The organism is Streptomyces sp. NBC_01089, from assembly GCF_045162975.1.
Classification (GTDB): domain Bacteria; phylum Actinomycetota; class Actinomycetes; order Streptomycetales; family Streptomycetaceae; genus Streptomyces.
The window spans coordinates 4922475-4938766 of the sequence record NZ_CP108660.1; the positions used below are offsets into that span (position 1 = coordinate 4922475).

14 protein-coding genes are annotated in these 16292 nt (G+C 67.2%); 10 read left to right on the plus strand and 4 right to left on the minus strand.

The annotated features are described in order from the left end of the window. Window positions 1-298 precede the first annotated feature (298 nt). The 5 genes from OG510_RS22160 to OG510_RS22180 all read left to right on the plus strand — a co-directional run bounded on the left by OG510_RS22160 (window position 299) and on the right by OG510_RS22180 (window position 5670). Window positions 299-1591 (plus strand): ABC transporter substrate-binding protein, encoded by a 1293-nt coding sequence (locus OG510_RS22160; RefSeq protein WP_406139002.1) that lies wholly within the window; start codon window positions 299-301, stop codon window positions 1589-1591. Next, the gene (locus OG510_RS22165) at window positions 1591-2580 is read left to right on the plus strand and encodes a carbohydrate ABC transporter permease (RefSeq protein WP_406139003.1); all 990 of its coding nucleotides are present in this window, start codon (window positions 1591-1593) and stop codon (window positions 2578-2580) included. Before OG510_RS22160 ends, OG510_RS22165 begins: the two co-directional genes overlap by 1 nt. After that, window positions 2573-3442 (plus strand): carbohydrate ABC transporter permease, encoded by an 870-nt coding sequence (locus OG510_RS22170; protein WP_406139004.1) that lies wholly within the window; start codon window positions 2573-2575, stop codon window positions 3440-3442. Before OG510_RS22165 ends, OG510_RS22170 begins: the two co-directional genes overlap by 8 nt. A 142-nt stretch (window positions 3443-3584) precedes the next feature. After that, a complete protein-coding gene (locus OG510_RS22175; RefSeq protein WP_406139006.1) occupies window positions 3585-4748 on the plus strand; it encodes a DUF1611 domain-containing protein in 1164 nt (387 codons plus the stop codon). A 73-nt stretch (window positions 4749-4821) separates the two neighbouring features. Next, the gene (locus tag OG510_RS22180; RefSeq protein ID WP_406139008.1) at window positions 4822-5670 is read left to right on the plus strand and encodes an SMP-30/gluconolactonase/LRE family protein; all 849 of its coding nucleotides are present in this window, start codon (window positions 4822-4824) and stop codon (window positions 5668-5670) included. Between the two features lie 80 nt (window positions 5671-5750). Here the strand turns inward: OG510_RS22180 and OG510_RS22185 are convergent, their stop codons facing one another. The 4 genes from OG510_RS22185 to OG510_RS22200 all read right to left on the minus strand — a co-directional run bounded on the left by OG510_RS22185 (window position 5751) and on the right by OG510_RS22200 (window position 9114). Continuing rightward, the gene (locus OG510_RS22185) at window positions 5751-6989 is read right to left on the minus strand and encodes an MAB_1171c family putative transporter (RefSeq protein ID WP_406139009.1); all 1239 of its coding nucleotides are present in this window, start codon (window positions 6987-6989) and stop codon (window positions 5751-5753) included. Next, window positions 6986-7576, minus strand: coding sequence for a toxin (locus tag OG510_RS22190; protein ID WP_406139011.1), 591 nt, complete (start codon window positions 7574-7576; stop codon window positions 6986-6988). Before OG510_RS22190 ends, OG510_RS22185 begins: the two co-directional genes overlap by 4 nt. Window positions 7577-7584: 8 nt before the next feature. Beyond that, a complete protein-coding gene (locus OG510_RS22195; protein WP_406139012.1) occupies window positions 7585-8022 on the minus strand; it encodes an XRE family transcriptional regulator in 438 nt (145 codons plus the stop codon). A 591-nt stretch (window positions 8023-8613) separates the two neighbouring features. Continuing rightward, on the minus strand, window positions 8614-9114 hold the full coding sequence (locus OG510_RS22200) for a MarR family winged helix-turn-helix transcriptional regulator (RefSeq protein WP_406139013.1): 501 nt from the start codon (window positions 9112-9114) through the stop codon (window positions 8614-8616). A gap of 109 nt (window positions 9115-9223) precedes the next feature. Between OG510_RS22200 and OG510_RS22205 the strand changes: the two genes are divergently transcribed. The 5 genes from OG510_RS22205 (at window position 9224) to OG510_RS22225 (ending at window position 16259) form a co-directional block, all read left to right on the plus strand. Further along, complete coding sequence (locus tag OG510_RS22205) at window positions 9224-9868, plus strand: nitroreductase family protein (protein WP_406142483.1); 645 nt, start codon at window positions 9224-9226, stop codon at window positions 9866-9868. Window positions 9869-10047: 179 nt separating this feature from the next. Continuing rightward, window positions 10048-10731 carry a phosphoribosylanthranilate isomerase gene (locus OG510_RS22210; RefSeq protein ID WP_406139014.1) on the plus strand — a complete coding sequence of 228 codons (684 nt, stop codon included), beginning with the start codon at window positions 10048-10050 and terminating at the stop codon, window positions 10729-10731. Between the two features lie 86 nt (window positions 10732-10817). Then, complete coding sequence (gene upp, locus OG510_RS22215; RefSeq protein ID WP_406139015.1) at window positions 10818-11483, plus strand: uracil phosphoribosyltransferase; 666 nt, start codon at window positions 10818-10820, stop codon at window positions 11481-11483. Continuing rightward, a complete protein-coding gene (locus OG510_RS22220; RefSeq protein ID WP_406139016.1) occupies window positions 11480-12391 on the plus strand; it encodes an EamA family transporter in 912 nt (303 codons plus the stop codon). The genes upp and OG510_RS22220 overlap by 4 nt, the downstream gene beginning before the upstream one ends. Before the next feature lie 37 nt (window positions 12392-12428). Beyond that, window positions 12429-16259: an amino acid adenylation domain-containing protein gene (locus OG510_RS22225; protein ID WP_406139018.1), complete on the plus strand. Its 3831-nt coding sequence runs from the start codon at window positions 12429-12431 to the stop codon at window positions 16257-16259. Window positions 16260-16292: the final 33 nt, after the last annotated feature.

Below are 16292 nucleotides of genomic sequence, written 5' to 3' on the forward strand. Positions count from 1 at the left end.
TTTTCGGTCACCCGATGGCGCCCTCTACCCACTCCGGAGGTGGTCAATCCCGTTGCGTGGTAGCCGTGTTGTGGCATCGGAGGGGGGCGGGTGAAGGGGTGCCTGGAGGCGTTCCGGAGGGGTTTTCGATGGCCTCGAATGCGTAAAGATGCTTGGAAGAGCCATTGACCCATCAACTTTGAGCAAATAGCGTCCGACCATCCGGTTGTGGGGCGACGTCCCCCACGAGACGACCTCCGTCGGCTCCACGGCTCTCCCGTGTGGCGAGACGGGAGCTCCACCCCCAGGAAGGTTCCGCGTGCGTAGACGTTCCCTCCTCACAGCGGCCGCCGCCACGCTAGCGGCGGCCCCGCTCGCGACCGGCTGTAGTTCCGGCTCGTCATCGGCGCCCTCGGGCGGCGGCTCCCGGCGCGGGCGCATCACCTACGGCGTCTGGGACATCTACCAGGTGCCCGCCATGCAACGGGCGGCGCGGGAGTTCGAGCGCACCCGGCCGGGGGTGAAAGTCGATGTCCAGCTCACCCCGAACGGGACGTACTGGACCAAACTACGCACCGCGTGTACCGGCGGCGTGGCCCCTGACGTCTTCTGGATGAACGGACCGAACTTCGGGCTCTACGCCGATGCCGGTCAGCTTCTGCCACTGGAGACCACGGGGTCCGACGCCGTACTGCACCCCGCCGACTTCCCGTCCGACCTGATCTCGCTCTACCGCTGGAAGGGCACCCAGTACGGCGCCCCGAAGGACTTCGACACGGTCGCGCTGTGGTTCAACAAGGAGATCTTCGACCGGGCCAAGGTCGACTATCCGGACTCCTCCTGGACCTGGCAGGACCTGATCAACAACGCCCAGCGGCTCACCGACCGCAAGCGCGGGATCTACGGAGTCGGGGCGCCGGTCCGCGCACAGGAGAACTACTACAACTCGATACCGCAGGCCGGCGGCTGGGTCATCTCCAAGGACAAGACGCGCTCCGGCTACTCGGACGAGCACACCCGCGAGGGCCTGCAGCTGTGGATCGACCTGATCCACCGCTACCGGGCCTCGCCGACCCTCCAGCAGATGGCCGACACGGACCCCACCCAGATGTTCCAGTCCGGCACGCTGGCCATGACCTACGAGGCGTCGTACAACGCGGCGACCTTCTACACCGACCCCGAGCTGCGCGCCAAGATCGACGTCGCGCCGATGCCCAGGGGGCGCCACCGTGCCACCGTCCTGCACGGTCTGGCCAACGTCGTCTACGCCCGTACTCCGCACCCCGAGCTGGCCAAGGAGTTCGTCCAGTTCCTCGGCAGTGAGCAGGCGTCGCTGCTCCAGGGCAAGTACGGCACGGCCATCCCGGCCCGTAACGGCACCGCCAAGCCGTGGGCGGCCGGGATGCCGAAGTTCGACCTCCAGGTCCACCTGGACGCGCTCGACTACTCGGTGCCGTTCCCCAGCTCCGCCAACAGCGCCGCCTGGTCGCACAAGGAGCAGATGTGGCTCGCCAAGGCGTGGAGCGGGGACGAGAGCCTCAAGGGCGCCACCCGCTCCCTGACCGACGCGATGAACCAGCTGCTCGCACAGGAGAGAAAGGGCCGGTCCTGATGAGTATCGATGTGCGTGCGGAAACCGCCGTACCGGCGGAACGCACCCCCCAGGACCGCCTGGACCAGCGGGAACTGCGCCGACGTGAGCGCCGCTTCCAGCACCGGGACAAGTGGTGGGGGTACGCCCTGATCGCCCCGGCCGGGCTCGGCCTCGCGGTCTTCTATCTGTGGCCCGTGGTGCAGACGGTGTACTACAGCTTCACGGAGTGGGGCGCGTTCGGCGGGACCAGCTGGATCGGTCTCTCCAACTACCGGACCCTTGTGCACGACCCCGAGTTCTGGCAGTCGCTGGGCAACACCGGCATCTACACCGGGCTCGTCCTGCTGGGGATCCCGCTGTCGATGGTGCTGGCGGTGCTGCTCAACCTGAAGGGCCTGACGGGCACCGGCATCTACCGCACGTTCTACTTCCTGCCGGTGGTCACGATGCCGGCGGCGGTCGCGGTGGTCTGGCGCTGGCTCTACAACGGCGACGCCGGGATCCTCAACCACGCGCTGTCCACGATCGGCATCAACGGCACGTACTGGGTGTCGGACCCGCACACGATCCGCTTCGCGGTCGCGATCGTCGGTGTGTGGATGACCGTCGGCTACAACATGATCCTGCTGCTCGCCGGTCTCCAGTCCATCCCCGGCGACTACTACGAGGCGGCGTCGCTCGACGGCGCCGGGCGGATCCGGCAGTTCTTCTCGGTCACGCTGCCGCTGCTCAGCCCGACGCTGTTCTTCACCACCGTGCTGTCGATCATCCAGTCCTTGCAGGTCTTCGACCTGGTGTATCTGATCATCGGCGGCAACACACAGAACGCACTGCAGAACCCGGCCTACGGCGAGGGCCAGACCGTCGTGATGCTCTTCTTCCAGAAGGCGTTCTTCGACAACCAGCGCGGCTACGGGGCGGCGATCGTCTGTGTGCTGTTCGTCCTGATCATGGCGCTGACCGCCGTCCAGTTCCGGTTGCAGAAGAGGTGGGTCCACTATGCGTGAGGCGACGCGGGACACCGGGCGCTCCGTACGTGCCCAGAACAGAAGCCGTCAGGGCAGGCTCTGGCCCGCCCACGTCCTGCTCGCGCTGGGCGCGGTGGTCACGGTCTTCCCGCTGGTGTGGGAGGTGCTGACCTCCTTCAAGAGCTTCGGCGAATCCGTACAGGTACCGCCGACGATCCTGCCCGCGCACTGGGACTGGTCGAACTACAAGGCGGTCTTCGACGCGGTGCCGTTCGGGCGGCAGTTCGTGAACACGGCCGTGATGGCACTGCTGCGGACCGGCGCCCAGCTGCTGCTGTGCTCGATGGCGGCGTACGCCTTCGCGCGGATCCGCTTCCCCGGGCGCGGGGCGATCTTCCTGGGCTTCCTGGCGGTGCTGATGGTGCCGGGGCAGCTGTTCCTGCTGCCGCAGTACCAGATCATGCAGGACCTGGGCTGGCTGGACTCGATGCAGGCGCTGGTGATCCCGGGGATGTTCTCGGCCTTCGGCACGTTCCTGCTGCGGCAGTTCTTCATGGGTCTGCCCGAGGAGTTGGAGGAGGCGGCCCGGCTGGACGGCGCCAACCCCTTCACGGTCTTCTGGCGCGTGGCCCTGCCCCTGGCCAGGCCGGGCCTGCTGGCGCTGGGCGTGCTCACCTTCCTGTGGTCGTGGAACGACCTGATGTGGCCCCTGATCGTCAACACGGACCCGGCGAAGATGCCGCTGTCGGCGGGCCTGGCCTCGCTCCAGGGCGCGCATCTGACCGAGTACCCGGTGCTGATGGCGGGGTCCTTGCTCGCGACGCTGCCGGTGATCGTGGTGTTCGTGGCGATGCAGCGGCAGTTCATCCAGGGCATCGCGTTCTCGGGGATGAAGGGCTGAGCGGGGGAGGCCCGTTCCAGCTGGGCCGGGGCTGGGTTTGAGGCTGGGGCCGGGACGCATCGCTGCGGTCCGGCCCTTCCTCGGCCCCATGGTCCGGCCCCTCCTCCGGCTTCTGCCGGACCGGCCGGTAGCCTCGGGCCCCATGCTGTCGGAAGAGTTCTCACGGCTGCCCCTGCGGGCGGTGCTGTTCGCGGACGGGGTCCTCGCCCACCCCGAGGGAAAGACCGCGCAAGGGGTGCTGCGGCACAGCACGGTGCTGGAGACGGTCGCCGTCGTCGACCGCTCCCACGGGGCACGGACCACTGCGGGCGCCGTGCCAGGGACGGACGTTCCGGTCGTGTCGAGCGTCGAACAGGCGCTGGCCTACGCCCCGGACGTGTTTGTCGTCGCGATGACCGAGTCCGACCACGGAGAGACGGCGGACGGCGCCTTCCGGCACGTACCGCTGCCCTCCGGCGATCTGCCCGCCTTCTGGTGGGACCAGCTGCGCGCGGCGGCCGGGGCCGGTCTGCACATCTTGTCCTGCCTGCACCTCCAGCTCGCCGGCACGGAGCTGCGGGAGCTGATGGCGGACGGCCGCCGGATCGTCGACATCCGGCGCCCCCACCCCCATCTGCCCAAGTACTCGGGCCGGTCGGCCAGGACCCGGGCATCCGTGGTGCACGTCGCGGGCAGCGACTGCGTCGTGGGCAAGCGCACGGCCGCCCTCGAACTCCAACGCGCCGCACGGGCGCGCGGGGTGAACACCGGATACGTGGGCACAGGGCAGACCTGCCAGCTCGTCGGCTGCACGACGGGGGCGATCATCGACCGCGCCCCGGTGTTCCAGGCGGCCGGCCTGGTCGAGCACCTCGTCCTGACCGCCGACCCGCACCACGACCTGCTCATCACCAAGGGCCAGGCGTCCGTCCTCCATCCCGCCTTCGGCGGCCTGGCCACCTCGATACTCCAGGGCTCCCGGCCCGACGCCGTCGTCTTCGTGCACGATCCGCGCCGCCGGACGCGCTACCACTGGGAACACCTGCCGGTGGCGGCCCCGGAGCGGGAGATACCCCTGCTGGAGGAGCTCGGCGGGGCCCCTGTGGTCGCCGTCGTCACCCGGGGCCGGGAGAACGTACGCGCGCTGGGAGGTCTGGGGCTTCCGGTCGTCGACGTCCTGGACGGCGGTGCCGACATCGTGCTCGACGCTGTGGATGCCGCGCTGGCCGAACGGCCGCGGCCCACGCGCTCGGCGGACCGGACAGCGCCGCACACCGGGCCGGACACCGGACCGCATGCAGGGCCGGACACCGGGCCGCACCTCTGACCGAAGCGGGCCCGGGGGCGATCGATCCCCGTCCGTGCACTTCCGCCATTGCGTCGTCCCGTAAGGAGCCTCCATGCCCACCCCTCAGGTCGCGCTGGCCGCGCGCGCGTCGTTCGCCGAGTGCCCCGCGTGGGATGCCGTGGACGGCACTCTGCTCTGGGTCGACATGAACGCCTGTACCGTCCACCGCTTCGATCCCGCCCGTGGACCCGTCGCGACGTGGACGTTCGACCAGCCGGTGGCGGCGGCACGCCCCCGCGCGGGAGGCGGCCTCGTGCTCAGCCTGCGCGACGGGATCGCCGTCACCGAGGCGGACGACACCTCCTTGCGGTGGCTGGTGGACTGGTCGGACCGGGGCGTACGGGGCAACGACACCGGGATCGACGCGGCGGGACGCCTGTGGGCCGGGACCATCGCGGGCGAGTCGGCCCCGGGGTGGCTGTCCCGGGTGTCCCCGGACGGGACGCTGGACGTGGCGGCCGACGGCGTACAGCTGAGCAATGGCATCGGCTGGAGCCCGGACGGCACCCGGATGTACTTCGTGGACACCCGCACCGGTCGCATCGACGTCTTCGACTACGACATGAGCGCCGGGCGAGCCACCGGGCGGCGTGTGTTCGTCGAGGTCGCCGATACGGCCGGGGCACCGGACGGCCTGTGCGTGGACGCCGACGGCGCGGTGTGGGTGGCGCTGTTCCGGGGCGGCGCGGTCCGCAGGTACACCTCGGACGGGCGCCTCGACCAGGAGATCTCCTTCCCGGTGTCGCTCACCTCGTCCTGCGCGTTCGGCGGGCCTGACCTGACCGATCTGTACGTCACCTCGGCGCGGCGCGACCTGGGCGACGTCGAACCCCTCGCCGGCAATCTGTTCGTGGTCCCGGGCGCGGGCCAGGGCCTGGCGCCTGTGCCCTTCGCGGCCTGAGCGGCCGGTCCGGGCCGCCTGCTCCGGTCAGCTGTGCGTCGGCGTCGGTGTCGGCGTCAATGTCAACGTCAATGTCAACGTCAGCTGTGCGCGCGGGCGTACGCGCGCGAGACCTCCGTCAGCCATGCCACGTCGGCGGAGAAGTCCTGGATGGTGCCCGCGTCCGGTGCCGGCCTCGCTCCATCGGGTGCGCCGGAAGGCCATGCGTCCGCTCGCGTGGACCGGGTCTCCGTTCCCGCCGGGGAACCGGTCTCCCCGGCGGGATCCGCCGCCAGGGCCCTCGCGATCCAGGCGGCCTCCAGGTCCACGCGCCGCCCGTCGCGGAGATCTTCCGCCGCCCTGGACGTGCCCTCAAGCGCCAGATAGCCGTCCCTGATCTCGATCACCCTGCGGTGCAGATGGAAGCGGAGATCGCGTACGGCGGCGATGTCGTGGGCGAAAGGCGGCTGGAGCAGGATGCGCGGGTAGGCGCGGTGCAGTGCGCACCACAGGGGCCGCAGCCTGCGGTAGTCGCGGTAGGCGCGGCACCAGGCGAGTGCGGCCGAGGCGCGCGTGCCCCACAGGGGGGCCGTCCAGCCGACGATGTTGAGGACCATGCCCACCGTCAGGGCGCTCCGGGAGACCACCGCCCACTGCGCGGAGTTCCAGCCGTGCGAGGCAAGGAAGATGTCCGCGAACCGGCCCAGCGGGTAGAGGAGTTCGACGACGGCGCCCGCGGCGGCGGTCCGCAGGCCGCGCCGCAGCCAGATGCCCTCGTGCTGCTGCCCGTACAGCCCGTTCTGGCGTACGTACAGCTCGCTCTGCCGGGCGAACGCCCAGCAGGCGCGGGCCACCAGCGCTTTCCCGGTGGCCAGCGTGAGGAGGTAGACGACCTGGTACGCGACGAAGAAGGGCTGGTCGGACGGGCGGTACCCGGGCCGGTCGATGAACGAGTTGTGCGGGGAGCCCTGGAGGGTGGCGCAGAGGAACAGCACGGCCATCGCCGTCGGCACACACGCCAGGACGAGCATGCGGCGCAGGGCGACAGTCCGGGCGCGGGCGATCGGGTGTGTCCAGTGGACGAGCAGCACCTGCTGGCAGGCCAGGGTGGCGATCATCCACATCTGGACCGAGACGTTGTACCAGGTGACCGTGCCGAAGAGAGTGCCCGTCCAGGACTTGGGCACCGAGAGCAGCAGATACATCGCCTGGCTCCCGAAGGCGGCGCACAGGGCGATGACCGCCGGGTCGCGGCGGTAGCCGCGCAGCAGCGGCAGCAGCGTGCAGGCGAAAGCGACCCAGCAGGCCAACGAGCCCACCAGGTACCAGGGGTTGGTCATGTGTCGTCCCGTCGTCGCCAGTCGAGCGAACTCTGTATGCGGCCCAGGGTGCTGTCGGGTGCGGGGGCCCGCCCGGTGGAGGTGCCGGTGGCCCGCAGCCGAGTGCCGATCAGGAAGGCCATGACCTCGGCCTCTTGCTCCTGCACATCCGAGTAGTGCTCCCGGTACAGCAGGTCGCGTACGAGAGCGGGGTCCAGATCGGGGAAGAGCAGGGCGGCCGCGTCGCCGGACGTGGTGGCGTGTGCCCGGGTGGCGGTGCGGTGTCCGCAGATCAGATGGGCCAGTTCGTGGGCGATGATGTGCTCTTGGTGGTGGCGGCTGGTCTGCATCTCGTACACGACGTAGTCGGCGCCCGGCAGGGACAGTACGACGCCGCACGGGCCCGTCGCGTCCAGGTGCATCGGCACGAGACGGATGGCCCGGCCGCGTGCCCTGCCCACGTGCTCGCAGAGCAGACGCAGATCGTACGAGCGCGGCAGTGCCAGGGTCTCCAGGCGCCGCCGGCAGCCGCGGCGCAGGGCGCCGATGGCACGCTTCTCTCTCGGTATGCCGCCTTCGTCGGCGTGGCGTCGCCAAGGGTGGAACACCGGGCCCCCTACTCCTCGTCGTCGGGCGGCTCGTGATGCCGGGGGTCGTCGGCGGGCCGTGCGGCATGCAGGATGCTGACCTCGTGGATGATGCGGGCCAGGGATTTGCGGCCCGCGTCGTCCAGACTCATCGCGCGCAGGGCGATGTCACGGACCTCCGCATTGCGCATGGCGGTGGCCACGGCCAGCTGGGAGTCGACGCGTTCGGCGGTGTCGTCGTCGAAGAAGTAGGCCACCGGGACCCGGAAGAAAGCGGCGAGAGCCTCTAAATGGCGCTTGGTCGGGTTGTCCCGCTGACCGGTGCGCAGCTGCCAGGCATACGTCTTGGAGAAGGTCCCACCCGTCAACTCGCTGCAACCGCGCGCCACTTCTTCGTACGTGTACTCCCGGCCCTCCTTGCATACCGTGGTGAAGAGCGTGTTGAGTTTTTCGGACAGTGTCGGCATCCGTATCCCCTCCTCCGTGCCGGTCGGAGCCGGGCGTCGTACGGCCGTTCATCTTAGTTGACAGTGCATTGAGGCGTCCCTAGGGTCTCATGGGCGTCAGCGGAAATGAACGGGGAGATGTTCTTCTGTTAGCCCAGATGGGCAGGCGTGGTTCGGGTCGGCCAGATCCCAGCACCCCGCGGGGGAAGGCGGGTTGGGCGCCGACCCGTTCGCCGCAGCGTGGGTCCGACCACAGGCACGGGGGTGTTGTGGTCGGACCCACGCTGCTGCTGGGAAGGTGTTGGGGGGCCGGTGGTGACGGCGGGCTTGGGGGGGTGTGGCTGTTGCGTGGGTCGGATGGGGCAGTTCTGGTAGGTCGTGTTCGATGTTCTGCCACATCGCCTTGGAGCGGAAAACGCTCGGTGTGCGGCAGTGAGGGTGTCCGCTTGCCCTCTTCTGCACACGCATCGCCCAAGGGCACGTCCACTCACGCGTGATACTCGCGTATCTCCCACTCTTCGTCGCTTTCCAGGGTTGCCGCGCTAGAAAGCTGTTGGCCTGAACGGCGACACCGGCCTCTGGCGTACCGGCCTTCGTAGTGTGCGTCAGGGGTCAACGTGTGTCTCCGAGGGAGACCAGCAGGGTCCGTAGAACCCGGTTGAGTTCGTCGCAGTCGTCGTCGCTGAGGCTGGAGATGATCTTCCGTTGGTTGCGGACATGTCCTTCGACCGTCTTGTCGATGAGCTCGCGCCCTTTGTCGGTGAGTGTGATGTGGAGGCTGCGCCGGTCGTTGGGGACGGCTTGGCGCGTGACATAGCCGCTGGCATCCAGGCGGTCCACCCGGTTGGTGAGTGCGGCGGAGCTGATCATGACGCTGGTGGCGAGCTCTTTGGGGGTGAGGGGCCGGCCGCTGCGGCGGAGTGTGGCGAGTACGTCGAACTCCCAGGTCTCCATGGCGTGTTCGGCGAAGTATCGCCCGACTTGAGTGTTCACGAGCCGTGAGAGCCGCAGGAGCCGTGCTACCGCACCCATGGCCTCAAGGTCCAGGTCGGACCGCTGGGCGGTCCACTGGTCCAGGAAGTGGTCGACCGAGTCGCGCATGGTGTCTGCCACCTGTCCTTTTAGTTAATTCCGCTAATTGTTTGACGCCAGCATAGTCCCAGGCGTAGCTTCTCGACGTCAGATAGTTCCATCACGAAAGGTTTACCTCGTGGGTATCGCAGTGGCAGCTCCTTCCGCCGTAGCGGATGTCATCCGTGCACGCCGAAGCGTGCGGCACTACCGGCCGGACCCGGTACCTGCCTCTCTCCTCCACGAGGTGACGGATCTGGCCCTGGAGGCGCCGTCGAGCTTCAATCTCCAGGCTCGTTCGATCGTTACGGTTACCGATGGGCGGAGGCTGAAGGCGCTCACGGAAGCCACTGGGGGGCAACCGCACCCTCGAGAGGCGCCGGTGATGCTGGTTTTCGTGGCGGAGTCCGCAGCCGCCGGGGAAGAGCGTGGGGACATCTGGGAGGAGGCTCGTAGCAGCGGGGCCTGGACGGAGCAGTTCGCAGCTGCTTCGCCCGAGAACGCGCGGCTCTTCCAGGAAGATCTCCAGGCTCGGGGGCTGGCGCGTGAGTACGCCGTCAAGGACGCGATGATCGTCGCGTCGTTTCTCATGATCGCGGCCGCGGGCGCGGGCTTGGCCACCAGCCCCATGAACGGGTGGGACGAGGAGGCAGTCAAAGCGGCGATCGGCATTGCCGGCCGCGATGACCTGCACATCGCCCTGATCATGCCGTTGGGCTACCCGGCCGAGGAGCGTGTGCACCCGGGCCGGCGGGATCGCGCCCTGACCTGTTTCAGCGAGGTCTACGGCCGCTGATCAGCGGCAACCGCGCTCACCCCGCTCGTCACTGTGCCCTGAGAAGGCCATGGTCAGGCACGGCCACAGATCCCGTACGAACCATCTGATCCAGAACCCATCAGAACCTTACGGAGACCGACATGCGCCGTTGGGTCTCCGTAGGCAAGCGCACCAACCAATAACAGGGGAACGTTTTCATGACCACCGTGAACAAGCTCGTCCAGGTCGCCGGCATCATCGACGCCGCCGAGGCCGACATGGTTATCGGAGAGGGAGCGGACTGGATCGGCTTCGCGCTGCGCCTGCCCTCCGGGAAGGACGACATCGCCGAACAGGACGCCACGTCCATCATCAAGGGGCTCCAGGCACCGCATGCCGGTGTCCTCATCAGCTACCTGACCGAGGCTGAGGAAGTCAGCCAGTTCTGCGACGAGCTGGGCGTCATCGCGGTCCAGCTCCATGGAGACGTGGCAACCGAGCAGCTCAAGAAGCTGAAGTCCCTGCGCCCGGACCTCTTCGTCCTGAAGTCCCTGGTGGTCAGGGAGGGCAACATCGACGAGCTGCTGAAGCTGGTCGACGACACCCACCCCTACGTCGACATGTACATCACCGACACGTTCGACCCGAAGACCGGAGCCAAGGGAGCCACCGGCCTCACCCACGACTGGAGCGTGTCGGCAGAGCTGGTCCGCCGTTCCCCGAAGCCCCTCATGATGGCCGGCGGCCTGAACCCGGAGAACGTCGGTGCGGCGATCCGCGCGGTGAAGCCCGCGGCCGTTGACGCTCACACGGGTCTCGAGGGCCCGGACGGACGCAAGGACCGCGAGAAGGTCGCGGTCTTCATCGCGGAGGCGCGCCGCGCCTTCGACGAGATCGGCTGACCTCGCAGCTGGGTGGGGCGCCTGTTTCCGGGCGCCCCACCCAGGCTCCGCTCTTCAGCGATTTCCCGTTTTCAGGAGAGTTTCCCGTGACCACAGGCCACAACGTTTACCTACTGCCACAAACCGATCAGCTGCGTGCGATGCATACGGTGATCCGGGACAAGGACTGTTCGCGCGAGGACTTCGTGTTCTACGCCCGGCGCGTCATCCGCCTTCTGCTGGAAGCGGGGATGGACCTCCTTCCCTTCACCAAGAAGGAAGTCATCACACCCCTCGGCACGACCTTCCACGGGCTGGAGTTCGCTTCGAAGCTCTGTGCGGTGCCCGTCATCCGTGCCGGTGAGGCCATGGAGGGCGAGCTGCGCGACGTGCACCCCGGTATCCGCGTCGGCAAGATCCTCATCCAGCGTGACAAAGAGACCAAGCTGCCGCGGCTGTACTACAAGCACCTGCCGGATGACATCGCCGAACGGCACGTGCTGCTGCTGGAACCGATGTTGGCCACCGCCGGGTCCGCGCTCGCGGCCATCGACGTCCTGCGGGAGTCGGGCGTTGCCGAGGACCGCATCATCATGGTCAATTTCCTGTCGTCCCCGGAAGGACTGCGACGCGTCGCGACGGAAAGGCCGCGCGTGCGGATTGTCACCAGCGCCATCGAAGAGCGGCTGAATGAGCACGCCTTCATGGTCCCGGGGATCGGTGACTTCGGCGACCGGTTCTTCGGCACCACGGATTCCGGAGCCAAGAAGTGACCAGCCACCGCCTGGCAACGACGTCCGCCATGACCGCCCTTGCTCCTGCGGTGTGGGGCTCGACCTACCTGATCACCACCGAGTTCCTGCCCCCCGACCGCCCGTTGCTCGCCTCCACGGTGCGCGCACTTCCTGCCGGGCTGATCCTGCTCCTGGCGACTCGTGTGCTGCCCCGGGGAATCTGGTGGGGCCGGGCAGTGGTTCTCGGCGTCCTGAATATTGGCGCCTTCTTCTACTGCCTCTTCTTGGCTGCCTACCACCTGCCGGGCGGGGTCGCCGCTCTGGTCATGTCGATCCAGCCTATGATCGTGCTTCTGCTGGGTTCTCTCCTACTCAAGGACAAGATCAAGCCGGTCCATGTCGGTTCCTGTGTGCTCGCTGCCGTGGGGGTGGCGCTGCTGGTTCTCCAGCCGCACGCTGGACTCGACGGCATCGGCGTGCTGGCGGGAATCCTCGGTGCCCTGTCCATGGGCTGCGGCATCGTCCTGACCAAACGATGGGGCAGGCCCGAAGGTGTGTCCCTGCTGACCTTCACCGGCTGGCAACTGACGGTGGGCGGACTCGCGCTGCTGCCGGTCATGCTCGCCACCGAGCCACTGCCGACTCACCTGTCCTGGGAAAACCTCGGAGGCTTCGCGTACCTGAGCATCATCGGTGCGTTGATCGCCTACGTCGTGTGGTTCAACGGCCTTGCACGCCTGCCCGCACTGGCGGCCTCATTCCTGTCGTTCGCCTCACCGCTGTGCGCGACAGTTCTCGGTTACCTCTTCCTCGACCAGACCCTGCGTCCACTGCAGCTCGTGGGCGCGATCGCCGTCATCGGAGCGGTGGTGATCGCACAGCCACGCTCGAAGACACAGGAGAAGACATCAACTCCGGCATCCGACGCCGAGCGTGTCACGACCTGAGCACCGTTCAATTCTTTACCAGGGGGGCAACACCGTTATGAGCACGTTCGCACCAACCACTGGATTTCCTCAGCGGGCTTCGGCACGCGCTTCGCTACACACCCTTCTCAGCCGGCAGGCCCTTTTGCGGCCCGAGGCCATCGCCGTGACTCACACAGGCGGTCAACTCACCTTCAAGGAACTGACCGACGCAGCGGGCTTGCTCGCCTCCCACCTGGTCCGCCTGGGAGTCACCCCCGATACGTGCGTCGGCCTGTACACGGAGCCCTCCGTGGAGTTGATGACGGGTGTGTGGGGCATTCTCACCGCAGGCGCCGCCTACCTCCCACTCTCGCCCGAATATCCCGAAGACCGCCTGAGGTACATGGTCGAGGACTCGGGAATCCAGGTGATCGTGACCCAAGAGCATCTGCGGGAAAGAGTCCTGCGCCTGGCCCCCGCGGGAACCACCGTGCTGACCGAAAACGACGCCCGCGGCCCAGCCGCCCCCTTGCCCGGCTCAGCCGGCCATCACCTTGCCTATGTCATTTACACCTCGGGCAGCACCGGTAAGCCCAAGGGCGTGATGATCGAACAGTGCAGCATTGTTTCCCAGATGCAGTGGCTGATGAACTGTGGGCATCTCGGCCCGGAGGTGTCGATCCTCCAGAAGACACCCATGAGCTTCGACGCCGCGCAGTGGGAGCTCCTCGCCCCCGCGGCCGGTGCCCGGGTCGTCATGGGAAACCCCGGCATCTTCCGGGACCCCGAGGCCATCGTCGCGACGATTCGCGAGCACCGGGTGACCGCCCTCCAGGGGGTGCCGACCCTGCTGCGAGCCCTCGTCGACACGGACCTCTTCGATTCCTGCTCCTCGCTGACCCGGGTCTTCTCCGGTGGAGAGGCTCTCACTCAGGTCCTGGCCAGAGATCTGTTCGCGGCGCTGCCCCATCTGTCAGTGGTCAACCTGTACGGGCCCACGGAAACGGCGATCAACGCCACTTCACACTGGATCGATCCGGCCTCCCTGGACGACGGTGACACCGGGATCGTCCCTGTCGGCGTGCCCGCCGACAACGTGACGTGCTACATCCTCGACGACAACAGGCAACCGGTCGATATCGGAGAGATCGGTGAGCTGTTCATCGGAGGGATCCAGGTCGCCCGCGGATACATCGGGTTGTCTGAACAGACAGCACAGCGTTTCATCGCCTCACCGTTCAACCCGACGGAGCGGCTGTACCGCACAGGCGACCTGTGCCAGTGGAACCCCGATGGCACCATCCAGTTCAGCGGCCGTGTGGACAACCAGGTCAAGCTCCGCGGATACCGGATCGAGCTGGAAGAGGTGGCCTCTCGCATCGAGATGCACACCTGGGTGAGGCGGGCCGCCTCGCTCGTCACCGACGACCCCCGGACCGGCGGAAAGGCCCTGGTGGCCGCCATAGAGCTGAACGAACGCACCGCTGCGGTGATGGACCAGGGGCGCGCCGATGCCGCCCACCACCAGTCCAAGGCATCGAAGGTGCAGGTCAAAGCCCAGCTGTCCAACCCTGGCCTGCGCAACGCACAGCAGCTTGCCGAGCGTCCTGCTGTAGCGCTTCCCGGTGAGACGGCGACACCTGAGCAGCGCCGGGCGGCGTTCGCACGTAAGACCTACCGGACTTACGAGGGCGAACCTCTGGCGTTGGGTGGCCTGCTCGAACTATTGGCTCCGGTACAGACGTTCACGCACTCCCAGCCCCTCACGGAACTTGCACTGGGAGAGCTGGGCGAGATCCTCCGCTGGTTCGGCCCCTTCCGGAGCGACGAGCGCCTGCTCCCCAAGTACAATTACGCGTCTCCCGGCGCCCTGTACGCAACGCAGCTGTACCTCGAAATCGACGGCTTGTTCGGTCTGTCGGGCGTGTACTACCACCACCCCATCGAGCACACCCTGGTGCGTGTGGGGGACGCGGCAGCCAATCGTCCGCAGGGACGCCTTCACGTCCATTTCCTGGGCAAGCGACGAGCCATCGAGCCCGTATACAAGAACAACATCCTTGAAGTGCTGGAGTTCGAGGCCGGCCACATGGTCGGCTCTTACGAGGCGATACTGCCCGCCCACGGCCTGACGATCGAGCCGGCCGGATTCGACCCGTCCGTGAAGGACCGGCTGGACGTCCACGAAGATGACCACTACCTGGGAACCTTCGCCATCACGGAGAACCACGACCGGCCCCTGCCTGATCACGTCGAGATATTCGTGCAGCCGCACAGCGACATCTTCGACGGCCTGGCTCCCGGCCTGTACCGCCACTGCGACGGCGCCCTCGAGCCGGTCAGTACCGGGGTCGTGGAGAAGCAGCACGTCATTGCCATCAACCAGGGTGTCTATGACCGATCATCGTTCGGTATCAGCGCCGTGTCCCGCGCCTCGGAGCAGTGGCTGCACCACATCGTCCTCGGCGCCAGACTGCACCACCTCCAGCGCCACCCGGGCATAGGGCTGATGTCCTCCGGTTACTCCTCAAAGACCGGAAACCCCCTCCCGACCGCACAGCGTCTGGACGATCTGCTCGGCTCCGCTGCCCTGCCCGTCGCCCCTGCCTCCTACTTCTTCATCGGCGGTCCCATCAGCGCCGGGCAGAGCGATCACGAAGGCATGAACGAGGACGCCGTGCACACCAAGGGGCCGGCCGAGATGATCAGGGACGACCTCGCCCGGTTCCTGCCGGACTACATGGTCCCGGCCCGCGTCCTGGTGGTGAACGACCTGCCCCTGACGGCTAACGGGAAGATCGATGTCAAGGCCACAGCGAACCTTCCTGAAGTGGTGGCCGCGCGCATGTCAGCGCCTTATGTGGCCCCTGAGACGCCCACCGAACGCTGGCTGACAGCGGAGTGGGAGCGGATGCTCTCCTACGACGAGGTCTCGACGCAGGATGAATTCTTCGCTTCCGGTGGCAACTCCCTGCACGCGGTGGCCCTCATCAACAAGGTCCGACGCGAGTTCGGTATGACGCTCCCGCTCCAGAGCATCTTCGAGACACCAAAGCTGGCCGACCTCGCGACTCTGATTGACAACGGTGCCTCTCACCGGGCCTCACGCCTTGTCCCCTTGTACGACGGCGGCACGGGCAGCCCCGTCTTCTGCTGGCCCGGTCTGGGTGGTTCCCCCATGAACCTCCGCCTGTTGGCGCGGGGCGCAGAACTGGGGCGCCCGTTCCGAGGCATCCAGGCTCACGGAGTCAACCCCGGTGAAGTGCCCTTCGGCACGATCCAGGAAATGGCCATGGCCGACGTCTCCGAAATCCGGCGTGTCCAGCCCTCCGGCCCCTACACCCTGTGGGGCTATTCATTTGGTGCACGTGTCGCTTTCGAAGCGGCCTGGCAGCTGGAGCAGTTCGGCGAGAAGGTCGACAACCTACTACTCATCTGCCCGGGAAACCCGCAGGTGCGGGCGGAGAGCGGTGAGGAGTGGGGACGTGAGTCCTCTTACGGCAACCCCGCTTACGTAACGATTCTCTTCTCCGTATTCGCCGGCGCGATCCAGGGGCCTGAACTGCAGGAATGCCTCAAAAGGGCCAAGGATGAAGCTTCATTCGTCTCCTTCATCCGTGAAATACTCCCCGAGTTGGATGCAGAAACGATCCGCCGGATCGCCAGGATCGTCGCCCGTACATACGAATTCGAGTACAGCTTCCAAGAGCTGAGGGAGCGTCAAGTTCAGGCACCTGTCGCTATCCTGAAGGCCCAAGGTGACGACTATTCATTCGTCGAGGGAAGTGCGGGCTATTCGGCCGCAGAGCCCACCGTGATCGACCTGCGCGGCGACCACTACGGAGTGCTGAAAGAGCGCGGTCTCGGAGAGCTAATCTCCGCCGTCCACTCCGTCATGGGCCGGTAACAAGCATCTGCACTCCTCGCGCGCGCGGATCGA